Source organism: Bradyrhizobium sp. CCGB12 (assembly GCF_024199845.1).
Classification (GTDB): Bacteria; Pseudomonadota; Alphaproteobacteria; order Rhizobiales; family Xanthobacteraceae; genus Bradyrhizobium.
Genome location: NZ_JANADO010000001.1, coordinates 7,987,222 through 8,002,109, shown reverse-complemented (window position 1 = coordinate 8,002,109; position 14,888 = coordinate 7,987,222). Strand labels below are relative to the sequence as shown.

General features: G+C 64.8%; 15 protein-coding genes. 7 read left to right on the top strand and 8 right to left on the bottom strand.

The window, feature by feature from the left end:
• Window positions 1-168 precede the first annotated feature (168 nt).
• Window positions 169-939 (top strand): hypothetical protein, encoded by a 771-nt coding sequence (locus tag NLM27_RS36700; RefSeq protein WP_254147904.1) that lies wholly within the window; start codon window positions 169-171, stop codon window positions 937-939.
• 178 nt (window positions 940-1,117) lie between these two features.
• Here NLM27_RS36700 and NLM27_RS36695 read toward each other — a convergent pair whose 3' ends face one another.
• The 5 genes from NLM27_RS36695 to NLM27_RS36675 all read right to left on the bottom strand — a co-directional run bounded on the left by NLM27_RS36695 (window position 1,118) and on the right by NLM27_RS36675 (window position 6,377).
• A complete protein-coding gene (locus NLM27_RS36695; RefSeq protein ID WP_254147903.1) occupies window positions 1,118-1,924 on the bottom strand; it encodes an SDR family NAD(P)-dependent oxidoreductase in 807 nt (268 codons plus the stop codon).
• Between the two features lie 12 nt (window positions 1,925-1,936).
• Window positions 1,937-2,356 carry a DUF1850 domain-containing protein gene (locus tag NLM27_RS36690; protein WP_254147902.1) on the bottom strand — a complete coding sequence of 140 codons (420 nt, stop codon included), beginning with the start codon at window positions 2,354-2,356 and terminating at the stop codon, window positions 1,937-1,939.
• Entirely contained in the window at window positions 2,317-4,428 is a 2,112-nt protein-coding gene (locus NLM27_RS36685) for a TRAP transporter permease (protein WP_254147901.1), read from the bottom strand. Before NLM27_RS36685 ends, NLM27_RS36690 begins: the two co-directional genes overlap by 40 nt.
• Before the next feature lie 158 nt (window positions 4,429-4,586).
• Window positions 4,587-5,534 carry a TAXI family TRAP transporter solute-binding subunit gene (locus NLM27_RS36680; protein ID WP_254147900.1) on the bottom strand — a complete coding sequence of 316 codons (948 nt, stop codon included), beginning with the start codon at window positions 5,532-5,534 and terminating at the stop codon, window positions 4,587-4,589.
• A gap of 363 nt (window positions 5,535-5,897) precedes the next feature.
• Window positions 5,898-6,377 carry a hypothetical protein gene (locus NLM27_RS36675; protein ID WP_254147899.1) on the bottom strand — a complete coding sequence of 160 codons (480 nt, stop codon included), beginning with the start codon at window positions 6,375-6,377 and terminating at the stop codon, window positions 5,898-5,900.
• A 194-nt stretch (window positions 6,378-6,571) separates the two neighbouring features.
• On the opposite strand from NLM27_RS36675, the gene NLM27_RS36670 reads away from it, so the two are divergent.
• Entirely contained in the window at window positions 6,572-6,877 is a 306-nt protein-coding gene (locus tag NLM27_RS36670; RefSeq protein WP_254147898.1) for a hypothetical protein, read from the top strand.
• Between the two features lie 174 nt (window positions 6,878-7,051).
• On the opposite strand, the gene NLM27_RS36665 is transcribed toward NLM27_RS36670, so the two are convergent.
• On the bottom strand, window positions 7,052-8,269 hold the full coding sequence (locus tag NLM27_RS36665; protein ID WP_254147897.1) for a hypothetical protein: 1,218 nt from the start codon (window positions 8,267-8,269) through the stop codon (window positions 7,052-7,054).
• A 55-nt stretch (window positions 8,270-8,324) separates the two neighbouring features.
• Entirely contained in the window at window positions 8,325-8,954 is a 630-nt protein-coding gene (locus NLM27_RS36660) for a CoA pyrophosphatase (protein WP_254147896.1), read from the bottom strand.
• A 63-nt stretch (window positions 8,955-9,017) separates the two neighbouring features.
• Between NLM27_RS36660 and NLM27_RS36655 the strand changes: the two genes are divergently transcribed.
• From NLM27_RS36655 to NLM27_RS36645, 3 genes are all read left to right on the top strand, one after another.
• Window positions 9,018-9,443: a PaaI family thioesterase gene (locus tag NLM27_RS36655; RefSeq protein WP_254147895.1), complete on the top strand. Its 426-nt coding sequence runs from the start codon at window positions 9,018-9,020 to the stop codon at window positions 9,441-9,443.
• Between the two features lie 281 nt (window positions 9,444-9,724).
• Entirely contained in the window at window positions 9,725-10,747 is a 1,023-nt protein-coding gene (locus NLM27_RS36650) for an aldo/keto reductase (RefSeq protein WP_254147894.1), read from the top strand.
• 16 nt (window positions 10,748-10,763) lie between these two features.
• Window positions 10,764-12,077 carry a tetratricopeptide repeat protein gene (locus NLM27_RS36645; protein WP_254147893.1) on the top strand — a complete coding sequence of 438 codons (1,314 nt, stop codon included), beginning with the start codon at window positions 10,764-10,766 and terminating at the stop codon, window positions 12,075-12,077.
• Here NLM27_RS36645 and NLM27_RS36640 read toward each other — a convergent pair.
• Complete coding sequence (locus NLM27_RS36640) at window positions 12,074-12,247, bottom strand: hypothetical protein (protein WP_254147892.1); 174 nt, start codon at window positions 12,245-12,247, stop codon at window positions 12,074-12,076. The genes NLM27_RS36645 and NLM27_RS36640 overlap by 4 nt on opposite strands.
• 25 nt (window positions 12,248-12,272) lie before the next feature.
• Between NLM27_RS36640 and NLM27_RS36635 the strand changes: the two genes are divergently transcribed.
• Together NLM27_RS36635 and NLM27_RS36630 are read left to right on the top strand one after the other, a co-directional pair.
• Complete coding sequence (locus NLM27_RS36635; RefSeq protein ID WP_254147891.1) at window positions 12,273-12,851, top strand: hypothetical protein; 579 nt, start codon at window positions 12,273-12,275, stop codon at window positions 12,849-12,851.
• Between the two features lie 134 nt (window positions 12,852-12,985).
• On the top strand, window positions 12,986-14,842 hold the full coding sequence (locus NLM27_RS36630; RefSeq protein ID WP_254147890.1) for a sensor histidine kinase: 1,857 nt from the start codon (window positions 12,986-12,988) through the stop codon (window positions 14,840-14,842).
• Window positions 14,843-14,888: the final 46 nt, after the last annotated feature.

Below are 14,888 nucleotides of genomic sequence, written 5' to 3'. Positions count from 1 at the left end.
GGACCCGTAGCCACGAAATCGTGTTTGGCGAAGACTCGGAGTTGCGAGCTTCGCGCTACGACCCCTTCCTGTGGCTATGGGTCCCGGATCTCCGCTCCGCTTCGCTGCGCTTGTCCGGGACGACAGTGGGGGCTTGAACCAAACCCTTCGTCCCCAGACTCATTCCAGATGACGACTCTGATCGACGACCGTCGTGTCCGCGCGCGAGATGCGTCGCCTGCACGATATTTTTATCTCCACATGTCACTGGCCTGCGCCGCCACTGCGTTTCTCGGCTTCGCACCGACTTATTGGATCCCGCTTGCGCAGCGGACGTTCTCCGCAAGTCCCGTGATCCATTTTCACGGACTCTTGTTCTTCACCTGGTCGCTCTATTTCGTGCTGCAGACCTGGCTCGCCGCCTCCGGGCGCGTGGTCAACCATCGTTCGCTCGGCATCGCCGGCGTGTCGCTGGCGACCGCGATGCCGATCTTCGGCTTCCTCGCCTCCGTCCATGTGATGCAGCACGCCGCCGCGCTCGGGCAGAAGGAGGCCGGCATCGGCTTCTCGATCGTGCCGATGAGCGGGATCGCGTTCTTCGCCGTGGTGTTCCTGCTCGCAATCATGAACACGCGCAAACCGGAGATTCACAAGCGCCTGATGCTGCTCGCTGCAGTGTCGATCCTCGACGCCGCGATCGCGCGCTGGTTCCTCACCTTCCTCGCGCCTCCTGGACCACCGGGCCCGCCGCCGGTGCCGGTCACCATCGCGCCGGCTGTGGTCGCATCTCTTTTGCTCGTCGTCGCCATGGTGCGCGACTGGCGCACCGAAGGCCGCGTGCATCCCGTCTACATCTACGGCACGCTCGCGCTGCTGGCGGTAAAGGTGCTGAACTGGCCGATCAGCGAGACGGCGGCCTGGCACGCGTTCGCCGGTGGGATATTGGCGCTGGCGCAGTGAACAATCTGCAGCCGAAACACAAATGCAAAATCCGTCACCCTGAGGTGGCCGCTTCTTCAGCGGCCCTCGAAGGGCGGCGGCCCGGCTGTAGCGGGCCGTTCATCCTTCGAGGATCGCAGCGCAGTGCATGAGCACTGCGCTACTCGCACCTCAGGATGACGGTTCTTGCAGTATTGCCTCAAGCCCCAGCCTTGCACGTGATCCCGCCGTCGACGACGAGCTCGATCCCCGTGACATATTTCGACTCGTCCGACGCCAAAAACAGCGCGGCGTTGGCGACGTCGAAGGCATCGCCCATGTGACCCATCGGCACCTGGGCATCGCGCGCGCGCCACATCGCCTCAACGTCGCCCTTGGCGTAGCTGGCGGCAAGGCCGGCAGAATGTTCGACCATCGGCGTCTTCATCAGGCCGGGCAGGATCGCGTTGACACGGACATGGTGCTTGGCGAACTCGATCGCGGTGGAGCGCGTCAGCTGGTTCATCGCCGCCTTGCTGGCGTTGTAGCTGACATAGGAAATCCCGACATGGCGGATCGAGGCAATCGACGAGATGTTGATGATCGAGCCGCCGCCCTGCTTCACCATCACGGGGATGACATGCTTCATGGCGAGGTAGGCGCTCTTGAGATTGACGGTGAAGACGCGATCCCAGCTCTCCTCATCGACCTCGACTACGCTGCCCATCTCGGCAATGCCGACGTTGTTGTCGAGTACGTCGATGCGGCCATAGGCCTTGAGGCACGCCGCCACCATCGCCTCAATCTCGGCATGTCGCGCGACGTCGGCCGTGAACGCGGTCGCCTTGCCACCTTCGCCAGTGATGATCTTCGCGGTCTCCTCGGCCGCCGCGCCGTTGCGATCGACGCAAAACACCTGCGCGCCCTCGCGCGCAAAGGTCACCGCGGTCGCCTTGCCGTTGCCCCAGCCGGGACCGATCGAGCCGGCCCCCACCACCATCGCAACCTTGCCCTTGAGCCGATCCATCGCGTGTCTCCCCTATTTCTGCTGTTGGTCGCAGATGCTCATCGTGGTGACGTTAGCACCGACTTGATGGCCGACAATCTCCGAAAGCGTCTGGCAGCTTCCCTCATGGCACAGCCGCCATTCTCCGGCCGCGCCCGAATTGCCGAGCACCACCTCCGACATCGGCGCGCGGTTCGGCTGCCATTGAAACCAGCCGTCGACCAGCCGCGCCTCGGGCGGCGGCTCCATGCCGGGGCCGGTACCTTTGACGCGGGCCTGCACCAGTTCGAGCCCGGCGGGCGTGACGCGCCAATCCTCCTGCCATTCGACCTTCGCGATCGAATGCGTCCAGGCCAGCGTGAAGGCGGACAGCGTAAGCGCCTTCACGCCGCCCATTGTTGCGAAGCAGAGGCTCACGCCGCCTCGACCGTTACAGGCGGACGCTGCCGCCATTGCCACAGCACGAGCGCTGCGGCGAGCACGAAGCCCGCAGTGTCGCTGAACTGGAATTCGCCGAGCAGGCAGAGCGCGGCGCCGAGCGCGACCAGACGCTCGATCAGCGTCAGCCGCGTGAACAGGAAGCCGATCGCGACCATGCCGAACAGCGCGATCGCCACCAGCGCCTTGAAGCTCGCCAGCGCCACCGCGCCATAAAAGCCGAGCTTGGCCGCCATGGGATCGCCGGCCTGCAGCATCAGGGCGGGCGAATAGACGAAGATGAAGGGAATGACGTAACCGGCGAGCGCGATGCGCATCGCTTCCCAGCCGATCTTGTCCGGGTTCTCCTTGGCGATCGGCGCGGCCGCGAGCGCGGCCAGCGCCACCGGCGGCGAGAGGTCGGCCATGATGCCGTAATAGAATGCGAACATGTGGCTCGCGATCAAGGGCACGCCGAGCTTCGCCAGCGCTGGCGCGGCGAGCGCAGCGGTGATGATGTAGGTCGGGATGGTCGGAATGCCGGTGCCGAGCAGGATCGACAGCAGCATGGTCATGATCAGCGCCAGGAACAGGCTCTTCTCGCCGAGCCCGATCACCCAGCCGCCGAAGATGGTGCCGACGCCGGTCTGCGACATCATGCCGATGATGACGCCGACGATAGCGCAGGCCATGCCGACGGTGATGGCGGATTTCGCGCTTTCAGCGAGCGCATCGCGGCAGGCGCGCAACGCCGCAAAGCCGCCGCGCACGAACGCCGTGATCACGATCAGACCGACCACAACGGTCGTCACCGGCACGATCTGCAGGCCGTCACGCGACAGCGCCGCGACGACGAGCGCAAGTCCGATCCAGAAAATGTAACGGATCACGTTCGAGGAGGCGCCGGTCGTGATGGCGGTGCCGAGGATCAGCGTCACCGTCAGCGCAAGGCCCATGCTGCCGGCATAGAGCGGCGTAAAGCCTTCGAACAACATGTAGACGAGGGCTGCGAGCGGCAGCACGAGGTACCAACGCGTCACCAGCGCCTTCCAGGCGCTCGGGATCTCGGAGCGCTTCATGCCGACGAGACCGTGCTTGCCGGCTTCCAGGTGCACCATCCAGAACGCGGAGGCGAAATAGAGGATCGCAGGGATCGCAGCCGCCTTGACGATCTCCGAATACTGGACGCCGAGCGTCTCCGCCATGATGAAGGCGACCGCGCCCATCACCGGCGGCATGATCTGGCCGCCCATCGAGGCCGTCGCCTCGACGCCCGCGGCGAACGCGCGGCGGTAGCCGAACCTGATCATCAGGGGAATGGTGAACTGGCCGACGGTGACGACGTTGGCAACGCCGGAGCCCGAGATCGTGCCCATCATGCCCGAGGCGAACACCGCGACCTTGGCGGGTCCCCCGCGGGTGCGGCCGAACAGGCCGAGCGAGACGTCGGTGAAGAGCTGGATCATGCCGGCGCGCTCCAGGAACGAGCCGAACAGGATGAACAGGAAGATGTAGGTCGCCGAGACATAGATCGGCACGCCGTAAAAGCCTTCGGTGCCGAACGACAGATGGGTGACGATCTGGTCGAAGTCATAGCCGCGATGGTTGAGCGGCGACGGCAGGTACTGCCCGAAGAACCAGTAGACGAGGCACGCGCCGCACATCAGCGGCAGCGCGGCGCCCATCAGTCGCCGCGTGCCCTCGAAGATCAGCACCGCGAGCAGCGTGCCGACCACGAGATCAAGCCGCGTCGGATCGCCGTCGCGGGCGATCAGGTCCGCGTAGAAAATCCACTGATAGAGACCGCAGAAGAAGCCGGCACCGCCGATCACCCAGCCCAGCGCGCGGCCGACATCGCTCTTCGCCGTGAAGTTCGCGATCAGGCCGAAGGTGAGAAGGACGAGGAAGCCGACATGGACGCCGCGCACCACCTGGCTCGGCAGATAGTTGAAGGCGGCGACATAGAGCTGGAAGGTCGCAAAGGCGATGCCGATCCAGTAGGCGAGCGTACCCCACCAGCCCGGACCGAAGCCTTCCGGAAAGCCGTGCTCGAAATTGTCAAACTCGACCTTGACGGGCGCCGCAGTACCCTCTGCCTTTTCCAGCATTATTCGTCCTCAACCATCCAGCGCTTGTAGCTTGGCACGGTCCCCCCGCGCCGTCATGCCCGGGCTTGTCCCGGGCATCCACGGTCTTTCTCGCCTACCCATAGAACGTGGATGGCCGGGACAAGCCCGGCCATGACGCTCTACTGCGAGAGCCGACCTTACTTGATCAGCCCTTTTTCCTTGTAATAGCGGATCGCGCCGGGGTGCAGCGGAACCGGGCTGCCATTGGCCGCCGTCTCGAGCTTGATCTCCTTGCCGGCCGCATGCGCATTGGCGAGTTCCGGCAGCGATTCGTAGACCAGCTTCGTCATCTGGTAGGCGAGATCGTCCGACACGGCCGAGCTGGTCACGAGGTAGTTCACGACGGCAGCCGTCGGCACGTCCTTGTCCTGACCCGTATAGGTGTTGGCCGGAATGATCGCGGAGATGAAGGGCGGGCCGATCTTGTCGACGGTCTCCTTCGGCACCGACACCACCGTGATCGGACTCGAGGTCGACAGGTCCTTCAGCGAGGCGACGCCGAGGCCGGCCGATTGCAGGGTCGCGGCGAGCTGCCGGTTCTTCATGAGATCGACGGATTCGGCGAACGGCAAATATTCGACCTTGCCGAGGTCCTTATAGCTCATGCCGGCGGCGCTCAGGATCGCGCGGGAATTCAGCTCGGTGCCCGATTTCGGCGCGCCGACCGACAGGCTCTTGCCCTTGAGGTCGGCCAGCGTCTTGATGCCGGATTCCGCAGTCGCGACGATCTGGATGTAGTTCGGATAGATCGCGCCGATCGTGCGCAGCTTGTCGAGCTTGCTCTTGAAGCCTGCCTCCTCCTCGCCGTCCCAGGCCGCCTTCAGCGAGTCACCCAGCGTGAACGCCAGCTCGCCGCGGCCCTGTTGCAGCAGGATGAGGTTCTCGACCGACGCCTTGGTGGCCTGCACCTGCGTCTTCACGTTCGGAATCTTGTCGCCGTAGATTTTCCCGATCGCGACCCCGAGCGGATAGTAGACGCCGGAGGTGCCGCCGGTCAGCACGTTGATGAAGGATTGCGCATGTGCGCAAGGCGCCGTCGCCGCCAGAGCAAGAGCCGCGGCCACGCCGAAGAACGTCCGTTTCATGGTTGTTGTACTCCCCAAACCGGCGGGGAAATTGGCCGGATGAGGGGAGCGGGTCAACCCATCCAAAAGGCAAAACAGGACTGCGGTAAATGGCCGTTCCGGCTCGGCTTTTGGGGAACCCGCGGGTGCGGCGAGGTGGCGCAGCCGAGCGGGCTCACGTGAGGGACTGTTGCTCGTGCCACGGACTCGGTACAGCCTCTCCCGCTTGCGGGAGAGGTCGGCGCGTAGCGCCGGGTGAGGGTTCTCTCCTCCACGGGATTGTCCCATTGCGGAGAGACCCTCTCCCCAGCTCTCCCCCGCAAGCGGGGGAGGGAGCGCACGGTCTATGTGGCGGCGATCGAGCGCTCAATCACCGGCGCATCCTCACTGGAAGGTCATGTCCAGGCATTTGGAGATGTCGGAGCCGAGGCCCGAGGAGATGGTGATGCAGCCGCGCACCTTCTGCGCGCCGACATCGGCGGCCCAGATCGAATAGCCGCCGGGGCCGAAGAACGAGTTGGTGTTCGGCGGCTCGGTCTCGGTGGCGTCGAAATCGTACTTGCCGTCGGTCTCGAAGATGCGCGGTTTCTTGGTGCAGCCGCCATCGGTCTGGACGTTGATGACCTCCTTGTTGTCGCGGGTCAGCGCCAGCGAGACCTGGCAGCGGAAATATTCCGAGGTCTTGGTGTTGAAGAGGTAGGTGTAGGACTTGCAGGTCGCGGTGTTCAACTTGCCGGGGGCAAGGCCGCGGCTGCACGAAATGCGTTGGTTGTGGGTGAGCTGGTAATCATCGGCCCGGGCGGCCGGCGCCATCGCCGTCAGCGACAAGGCAGCAACCCCGCAAAGTTTAATGACATGGCGCATTCGAATCATCCCCACCAATAATTTTGTCGAGTTGCGTTCTAGACGGAAAGCGGAACATAGTCGCGAAGGGACGAAGGGAAAATCACAAACTGCTGGGCGAGACGTGATGCGCTGCGGCGCTTTCGCGAATTGACCCTGAAATACCGTTCGTGATTTGTTCAAACCCGGAATGTCCCGACCGTGGGAGGATGGGAATGACGGCATTTTCAATCAAGCCATTTGCAATCACAGTCGCGCTCGGCGCCTTTGCCGCTCCGGCACTGGGCCAGACTGCAGCGACGCCGTGGGAGCTCAAGTCCGACATGGGCTACGCCTATGACAAGGAGGGCAAGACCTATTCCTACAAGATGGGCACCAGCAATGCCGGCGAGCTGCTCAAGGGCGCCAAGAAAGTGCCGAAGGGCACGCTGTTCTTCATCGGCCACAACGGCCAGCTCTACATGCGCACCGGCCCGTACCTCGAGGGCGACGGCAAGTTCAAGTTCGGGTCGGATCAGTAGATGCCGCAGTGACGGTGCGCTCCCTCGCCCCGTTCTTACGGGGAGAGGGTTGGGGTGAGGGGCCTCTCTCCGCGCATGAGATTGTCGAGGGACCTGTACCCCCTCACCCGGATTGCATCTTCGATGCAATCCGACCTCTCCCCGCAAGCGGGGCGAGGTGAAGCAAGCAGTGTCTCAAAACGCTCCCGCCAGCTCCCTTGCGCCGGGCTTGCTGCTGTTCGAGTCCATGCGCTCATCTGTCACGGCGAGCAACTTCGCCACCGTGTTGTGGCGGATCGCGACCGGGTTGCGCTCGTAGCCGCCACGCTGGAAGAAATTGGAGGTCGGCACCTGCCCGCGCATCGCCTGCGGCATCGTCACCATGTCGAGGCCGGTGCCGTCGCCGGTGAGGTTCATCATCTCGAGCTCGGCCGCGCTGAGCGGACGGGCGTAGCCCTTGGCGCGCGCGAACAGCACCGAGGTCAGGAGCTTGTGGGTCTGGAGCATCGGGCCGACGTCGACGTCGAGCACCATGGCGTGCATGGCCCAGCCCTGCGCGGTGTTGCCGATCTTCTCGTGCTCCGACCAGGTGTCGGGCACCGACTTCGCATGCCCCACCATCTTCTTGAGCACAACGAGCTTGTGCTCGAGTGCCTGGCGCGGCGGGCCTGAGGTCCGCGCCACCTTCTCCGAAAGCGCACGGATCAATTCATGCCCCTGCTCGGCGAGCAGCTCGACGCTGTTGGTGGTCAGGAGCTGATTGTAGCCCATCGCGGTCGAGATCGCGCGCCTGCCGCCATGCTCGATCCCCGCCTGCACGTCGTAACTGCCGGTGCCGCCGGTCTCGAACGAATAGACCCGCACCGCCTGCTCGCGCGTCAGCCCGGAGGCGAGCGCGTAGCGGGCATAGGCACGCTTGAACTCGACCTCGCTGGTCGGGCGCTGCGGCGTGAACTGGTAGAGCTCCTGCGCCGCGCGCAGGAAATCGGCGACGACAGGGATGGGCTTTCGGGGCGGACGCTCCGGCGTTTCCTCCGGCTCCGGGTTCACCGGCCGTTTCGGCCCGTTATAGAGCGGCGGATGCTCCAGCACGTAATCCTCTAAGGTGACCTGTTGTCCGCTGCGCCGCTTGGCGTTGCGGCCGCGCCGCTTCTCCGAGATCTGGCTCCAATAGGCGCCGGCCTCGGCGTCAAAGGCGGCGCGGGCGGCCTGATATTCCGCGAGCTTGCGGCGATATTCGAGCACGGCCGCCGACGCCCCACCTTGCGCAAAAAACTGCGACAGCAGCTGGGCCTTAGCATCGCGAACGGCGGGCGGCAGCGCATCGGCCTCGCCGCCGCGCGCAGCGGGCGCGAGCAGGAGAAGCGCAAATGGAACCAGCGTCAGGGCACGTCGAATCGGTGTGTGGTGCATGCTGCCCTCTTAGCAGGCATCCGGTAACCGTCACGTTAACGCGGCGTTTACCATGTCATTTCCAGGCGAAAACCGGCTGTTCCAGCTCGGTCACGCGGGTGTGTCGGCCCGCCAGCACTTCGCGGAACTGGTAGATCAGCGCCGCCGTCGGCGCGTGGATCAGGCTCATCTGATGATGGAAGCGGATCACGCGTCGCGCACTCTCGGGAATCGCGACGAAGTCGAAAGCGTCCTCGCGCTCGATCGTGGTGAGCGCGATGCGATGGACGGAGGCGACCTCGTCCGGGTTCAGTCTGATCGCTGCACTATCGGAGGCCCAGAGCACGACCGGCGTGATCAGGTAGCCGGAGCGGGTCGGATAGTCGTCGAGCGTGCCGAGCACATCCGCGCGCGTGAGGCGAAGACCAAGCTCCTCGTCGAGTTCGCGCAGCGCCGCCTCGACCGGCGTCTCGCCGGCGTCGCAGCGTCCGCCCGGCAAGGCCCATTGGCCGCGATGCGCGCGTAAGTGAGATGCGCGCAGCGTGAGCAGCAGCGCAGTCTCGTCACCCGCGCCTGCGGCCGTCAGCGCAACCGCCACCGCAGCGCGCTTCAATGCCGCCGGCGTGTCTTCGTCCGGCAGGCGCGCGAAGGCGGCGCAGGCAGCCGCGATATTCCGCCGTGTGGCATCGTCGAACGGTCTCATCATGCTTGACTACACCACGTCCGGCCTCGATGAAATGAGAACGCAAGCACGGGAATGGACGACGACATGACGAGCAAGGCCGCCGCAAGGCTCAAATCAGAAGGCTGGAGCATCCTGGAGACCACGGGCTTCATGCACCTGATCGGCCCGCTGTGGGAGCGCAAGGTCGACGGTCATTACGAGTTCGCGCTCGCGACCGAAGACAAGCACCACAACCGCCGCGGCATGGTCCAGGGCGGCGTGATGATGACCTTCGCCGACCGCACCTGCGGCATGACCGCCCGCTACGTCTCCGGCAAGGAGTTCATGGCGACGGTGCAGCTCGACACCCATTTCGTCGAGGCCGGCCAGATCGGCGACATCCTGATCTCCCGCCCGCGCGTGGTCCGCTCGACGCGCAGCCTGATCTTCATGAGCACCGAGGTGACGGTGGATGATCGCTGCATCGTGATGGCGAATGGCGTGTTCAAGATCTTGAAGGGGCCGGGGTAGGCGCACTCACCACTGTCATTCCCCGCGAAGGCGGGGAATCCGGTACGCCGCGGCCTCTCGGCTCAATCACTGACGTCTCGGCGTACCGGATCGCTCGGTCAAGCCGCGCGTTGACACCGAATGTGTGGGGCACAGCGTGCGCTCCACCCTCGTCATTGCGAGCGCAGCGAAGCAATCCAGAACCTCTCCGCGGACGCATCTCTGGATTGCTTCGCTGCGCTCGCAATGACGGAGTGAGGCGGCTATGCTGCTGCTCACCAAATCGCTTGAGGAAACAGCCCATGCAATACCGCCAGCTCGGCCGCAGCGGCCTGAAAGTGTCGCCGATCTGTCTGGGCACGATGATGTTCGGCGGGCCGACCGATGAAGCCACGTCAAAACGGATCATCGCCAAGGCGCTTGATGCCGGGATCAACTTCATCGACACGGCGGACGCCTATTCGAAGGGCGGCTCCGAAGAGGTCGTGGGACGCGCCATCGCCGGTAACCGCCACGCCTGGGTGCTCGCGACGAAACTCGCAAACCCCATGAACAACGGAACGCACGATGATCCCAATCGCGGCGGGCTGTCGCGGCGCTGGGTGTTGCAGGCCGCCGACGAGAGCCTGAAGCGGCTCGGCACCGACCACATCGATATCTACTATCTGCACAAGGAAGACCATGCGACGCCGCTGGAGGAGACGGTGCGCGCGATGGGCGACCTGATCCGCGCCGGCAAGGTGCGCTATTTCGGCATCTCCAACTACCGTGCCTGGCGCGTCGCGGAGATCTGTAACATCTGCGACCGGCTCGGCATCGACCGGCCCGCAGTGAGCCAGCCCTATTACAACGCCATGAACCGCATGCCGGAGGTCGAGCACTTCCCGGCTTGCTCTTACTACGGCCTCGGCATCGTGCCCTACAGCCCGCTCGCGCGCGGCGTCCTCACCGGCAAGTACAAGCCCGATGCCGCGCCGGACAAGGAGACGCGCGCGGGCCGCAACGACACCCGCATGATGCAGACCGAATGGCGGCCGGAATCGCTCCAGCTGGCGCAGGAGATCAAGTCCCACGCCGAGAAGAAAGGCATCACCGCTGGCCAGTTCGCGGTCGCCTGGGTGCTGAACTCCGCATTCGTGACCTCCATCATCGCCGGCCCCCGCACGGAAGAGCAATGGGACGACTACCTCAGCGCGCTCGACTATCGCTTCACTGCGGATGACGAAGCCCTGATCGATCGCCTGGTGACGCCGGGCCATCCCTCGACGCCGGGCTACAACGACCCCGCCTATCCGATCGAGGGACGCCGCGCACGGACGGCTTGAGAACGGGGAGACGGCCATGACGCCCGAAGATCGTTACGGACTTCCGCTCTCCACCTCTTCGCACGAAGCAGCATCCGCCTATCGCGAGGGCGTCGACCTCATGCTCGCGGGATGGACCGGCACGGCGGAAGCGCTGGAGCGCGCGATCGCGACCGATCCGGAATTCGCGCTAGCCCATATCGCCCGTGCCCGCGTGCACGCCTTCTATCAGCAGGGCGACCTCGCACGCAGCAAAGCGGCGATCGCGCGCGAGCTCGTCGCCAAGGGCGGCACGGAGCGCGAGCGCTCCCATGTCGAGGCGCTGGCGCTCGCGATCGAGGGACGACTGCCCGAGGCGATTGCGGCGATGCGCCAGCACGTCGAGACATGGCCGCGCGATGCATTGGTGCTGTCGCTGCCGCTCGGTGCGTTCGGCCTGTTCGCCTTCTCCGGCATGGCCGATCACGATCGCGCGCGACATGAGCTGTGCGAGCGCGTCGCGCAGCACTATGGCGAGGACTGGTGGTTCCTCACCATGTCTGGCTGGGCGATGACGGAGAACGGCGATGTCGCGCGCGGCCGCGGCGTCACCGAGCGCGGCTTCAATTTGCGCCGCGCCAACGCTCACGCCGCGCATGCCGTGCTGCATGCGATGTTCGAGGACGGCTCGATCGAGGAGGCCGATCGTCTCGTCGACGACTGGATCCCCTCTTACGACCGCGCCGGGATTCTGCATGGCCACATCCGCTGGCACCAGGCGCTCGGCGCACTCGAGCACGGCGATGCGGCGCGGGCGCTGTCGATCTATGCCGACGTGCTCCAGCCGTCCGTCACGCAGGCGCCGCCGCTCAACGTCGTCACCGACAGCGCCTCGCTGCTCTGGCGCCTGTCGGCCTACGGCCACACCGTGCCCGAGGCGCTCTGGCGTGATGCCGACGCCGCCGCGCAAAAACTCTTCCCGAAATCCGGCCTGCCGTTCGCCGATGTCCACATGGCGCTGTTCGCCGCCGCAACGCAGAATCACGAGGCACTTGCCGCGCGTCTGGCCATGATCGAGCAGCGGCTCGCAGACGGCAAGCTGACGGCCGGCCCGGTGGTGCCCGCGATCTGCCGCGCGCTTCTGGCCTTTTCGGACGAGGATTACGCAGCCTGCGTGCAAACGCTCGCGCCGGTTCTTGCCGACGTCGTGCGCATCGGCGGCAGCCACGCCCAGCGCGAATTGATCGAGGACACCTACATCGTCGCGCTCATGCGCAACGGCGAACTGCCCCGCGCCCGCGCCCTGCTCGAGGCCCGCCTGCATCGCCGCCCGTCCCTGCGCGATACGCGCTGGCAGGCGGCGGCGGGCTAGATCTGCCACGAAAAAAACACCAGCCTGACGCCAAGTGCCGGGTGGGATAGGCTGGCGATCTCGATGAATCGCCGTTGAGGTGGCGCGGTGGTATTCCAGTCGGGTTCGACAAGACAAACGGGATCGCAACCAATTTGCGGTTCGATGGTTATCGAACGGAACTTTTCCATGGTTCCCTGGCATGTGAGCCTTCCGATGCGCCTCCGCCGACCGGTCCTCGGTGTCGCCCTCATCGCCTTGGCAAGCCCTTGTTTTGCCGAGCCTTCTGCTCCCATCCCCGTCAACAATCCGCCGGCGCAGCAGAACGACTTTATTGACTTGCTGGCGCTGATGTCCGGCCGTTGCAAGACGCTGAAGATCGCCGGTCGCACCTTGGCGTGTAAGACGGTGGCCTATGCCCATGGCGACAAGGGCCGGGTCAATTTTGCGGTCGCGGTCGACGATCCCGCCGACGAAAATCACGTCGTGTCGTTCTCCGGCGAGAACGGCAAGCGCGCCGACGACAATTCCTACGAGCTGCCGATCGACCGCATGCTGCTCAACTCCAAGGACCGGCCGAAGGTCGACGGCCTGCCGGTGCCGGCGGCGCAAACCTCCACCGGTGTCTGCCGCCAGACCGGCAATTTCGCCGCCAAGAGGGTGAACGACGTCACCTGTTCGGCCACCGACAGCGAGGGCCGCAAGTACGAGCTTTTGTTCGTCTCCGACGGCACGCCGGTCAGTGTGCGCCGCATCCGGCAGTCGGCGCCGTCGATCCAGGATCCGTTCAAGTAGCCGCCCTCCGGGCGCCCCGTCCTCAGCGGAGCGACCCCGCATCCTTCCGTTGAAACCCCAGGTCAGCCCTGTATGCTCTCCCGTGCGTCCTCCTTGAGGAGCCCGATTGCAAGCGGAGGCGGGGTCCGGAAGCAATGCGTATCCTCAGCGGCCTCGCGCGCATCCTGATCGTCTGCCTCTTCACCAACCTGTCGCATGAATGCATAGCGGCCGACGGCCCGCAGCAGCGCTCTATTCTCGTTCTCGAAGAAGCCGATTTTCGCTCGCCCTTCTATCTGGAGATCTTTACCGGCATCCGCGCTGCAGCGAAGCAGAACGGCAAGATCCAGCCCGTGATCTACGGCGAGAGCCTCGATCTCGCCCGCTTCCCTGGGCCGGACTACGAGGAGAGCCTCGTCGGTCACCTCAAGTCCAAATATGCGCAGCGCTCGATCGACGTCATCGTTTCGATCGGCGTCGCATCGGCGAAATTCCTTCAGACGCGGAAGCAGGAGATCTGGCCCGCCGCACCTGTCGTATACGGCTTCGTGCCCGATCTGCCCGAGACGCGCGCGCTGTTCCTGCCGGACACGACGGCGGTCTTCGCCCACGTGAGGCCGGCACATCTCCTGACTGCAGCGCGCGCAATCGTTCCCGACTTGACCCGCGTCGTCCTCGTCGGCGGCGCTTGGAAGAATCCGCTGGTGTACGGCCAATGGAAACAGGATTTTGCGGCCGCAATGCCCGATCTCGAGGTCACCGATCTGTCCGACACAACGTTGCGTGAGGTCCGCAAGCAAGTCGCCGCCCAGCCCGCCCGCTCTGCGATCCTGACCTCGGCAATGTATTCCGACGGTGAAGGCACCTATTATTCCCCCGCTGCAGCGCTCGCACGCGTCGCGGAGAGCGCGAACCGCCCGATCGTCATCACATCCGATACGTTCCTCGGACGGTCGGGAGTGGGCGGCTTCTTGCTACTATCCGACAGCATCGGACGGGAAGCCGGCGAAGTGGCGATGCGGATACTCGACGGCGAAGCGCCGTCGAGTATCCCGCCCTTCAGCGGGGATAACGTGAAGCCGATCTTCGACTGGCGGGAGCTGAAACGCTGGAACGTCGACGAAGCCAATCTGCCCACAGGCAGCGAGGTGCGGTTCCGCGAGCCCAGCTTCTGGGAGCGGTATTACTGGCACTCCACGATCGTCGCGAGCGTGGTGCTGGTGCAGGCGTTGATGATCGCCACTCTGTTACGCGAGCGCAGGCTGCGCTTCCTGGCCGAGGTCGAGGCGCGCCAGCGCATGTCGGAGCTCGCCCACTTGAACCGCCGTGCGACCGTCGGAGAGATGTCCGCCTCGATCGCCCACGAGCTGAACCAGCCGCTCGCCGCGATTCTGATCAACGCCGAGGCGGCCCAGCAGGTGTTGCGGCATCCGGCTCCCGACCTCGGCGAGATCAGCGAGATATTGGACCACATCCGCCGCGACGATCAGCGGGCAGCCGAAGTCATCCACCGGCTGCGCTCGTTTCTGAAGCGAGACCCGGCCGAACGGCGCGAGCTCGACCTCAATGCGACAGTCGGCGAGGTGTTTCGATTCCTCTCCGTGCAGGCCCTGACCCATGATATCGAACTCGCGACGGAGCCGTCGTCCGCGAACATTCGCGTGAAGGCCGACAAGATTCAATTGCAGCAAGCCATCCTGAATCTGGTCGTGAACGCCATGGATGCGGTGGCGCATCTTCCGGACGATCGGCGCCGTGTCGTCGGTCGAACCAGTCTCGCCGACGGCAATCAGGCCCTGGTCTCCATCGCCGATACAGGCGACGGCGTCCTCGTCGAAAAGGTGACCGAGATCTTCAAGCCGTTTTTCACGACCAAGGCGCAAGGCATGGGCATCGGCCTCTCGATCGCGCATACCATCGTCGAGGCACATGGCGGGCGCATCTGGGCCGAAAACGCACCGTCTGGCGGCGCCGTCTTTCACGTCAGCCTGCCGCTGGCAACGTCGCAATAGCTGCATCGCTTATCCCGGCTACAGGTCGTGAAACGAGGGAAGATTG

Bases quoted from the DNA above. Each gene is read 5' to 3' on its own strand.
- NLM27_RS36635 (WP_254147891.1), top strand. From the start codon at position 12,273: ATGCGCCTCCGCCGACCGGTCCTCGGTGTCGCCCTCATCGCCTTGGCA.
- NLM27_RS36630 (WP_254147890.1), top strand. From the start codon at position 12,986: ATGCGTATCCTCAGCGGCCTCGCGCGCATCCTGATCGTCTGCCTCTTC.
- NLM27_RS36695 (WP_254147903.1), bottom strand. From the start codon at position 1,924: ATGGATCGGCTCAAGGGCAAGGTTGCGATGGTGGTGGGGGCCGGCTCG.
- NLM27_RS36685 (WP_254147901.1), bottom strand. From the start codon at position 4,428: ATGCTGGAAAAGGCAGAGGGTACTGCGGCGCCCGTCAAGGTCGAGTTT.
- NLM27_RS36655 (WP_254147895.1), top strand. From the start codon at position 9,018: ATGACGAGCAAGGCCGCCGCAAGGCTCAAATCAGAAGGCTGGAGCATC.
- NLM27_RS36680 (WP_254147900.1), bottom strand. From the start codon at position 5,534: ATGAAACGGACGTTCTTCGGCGTGGCCGCGGCTCTTGCTCTGGCGGCG.
- NLM27_RS36650 (WP_254147894.1), top strand. From the start codon at position 9,725: ATGCAATACCGCCAGCTCGGCCGCAGCGGCCTGAAAGTGTCGCCGATC.
- NLM27_RS36640 (WP_254147892.1), bottom strand. From the start codon at position 12,247: ATGGAAAAGTTCCGTTCGATAACCATCGAACCGCAAATTGGTTGCGAT.
- NLM27_RS36675 (WP_254147899.1), bottom strand. From the start codon at position 6,377: ATGCGCCATGTCATTAAACTTTGCGGGGTTGCTGCCTTGTCGCTGACG.
- NLM27_RS36660 (WP_254147896.1), bottom strand. From the start codon at position 8,954: ATGATGAGACCGTTCGACGATGCCACACGGCGGAATATCGCGGCTGCC.
- NLM27_RS36700 (WP_254147904.1), top strand. From the start codon at position 169: ATGACGACTCTGATCGACGACCGTCGTGTCCGCGCGCGAGATGCGTCG.
- NLM27_RS36670 (WP_254147898.1), top strand. From the start codon at position 6,572: ATGACGGCATTTTCAATCAAGCCATTTGCAATCACAGTCGCGCTCGGC.
- NLM27_RS36665 (WP_254147897.1), bottom strand. From the start codon at position 8,269: ATGCACCACACACCGATTCGACGTGCCCTGACGCTGGTTCCATTTGCG.
- NLM27_RS36645 (WP_254147893.1), top strand. From the start codon at position 10,764: ATGACGCCCGAAGATCGTTACGGACTTCCGCTCTCCACCTCTTCGCAC.
- NLM27_RS36690 (WP_254147902.1), bottom strand. From the start codon at position 2,356: ATGGCGGCAGCGTCCGCCTGTAACGGTCGAGGCGGCGTGAGCCTCTGC.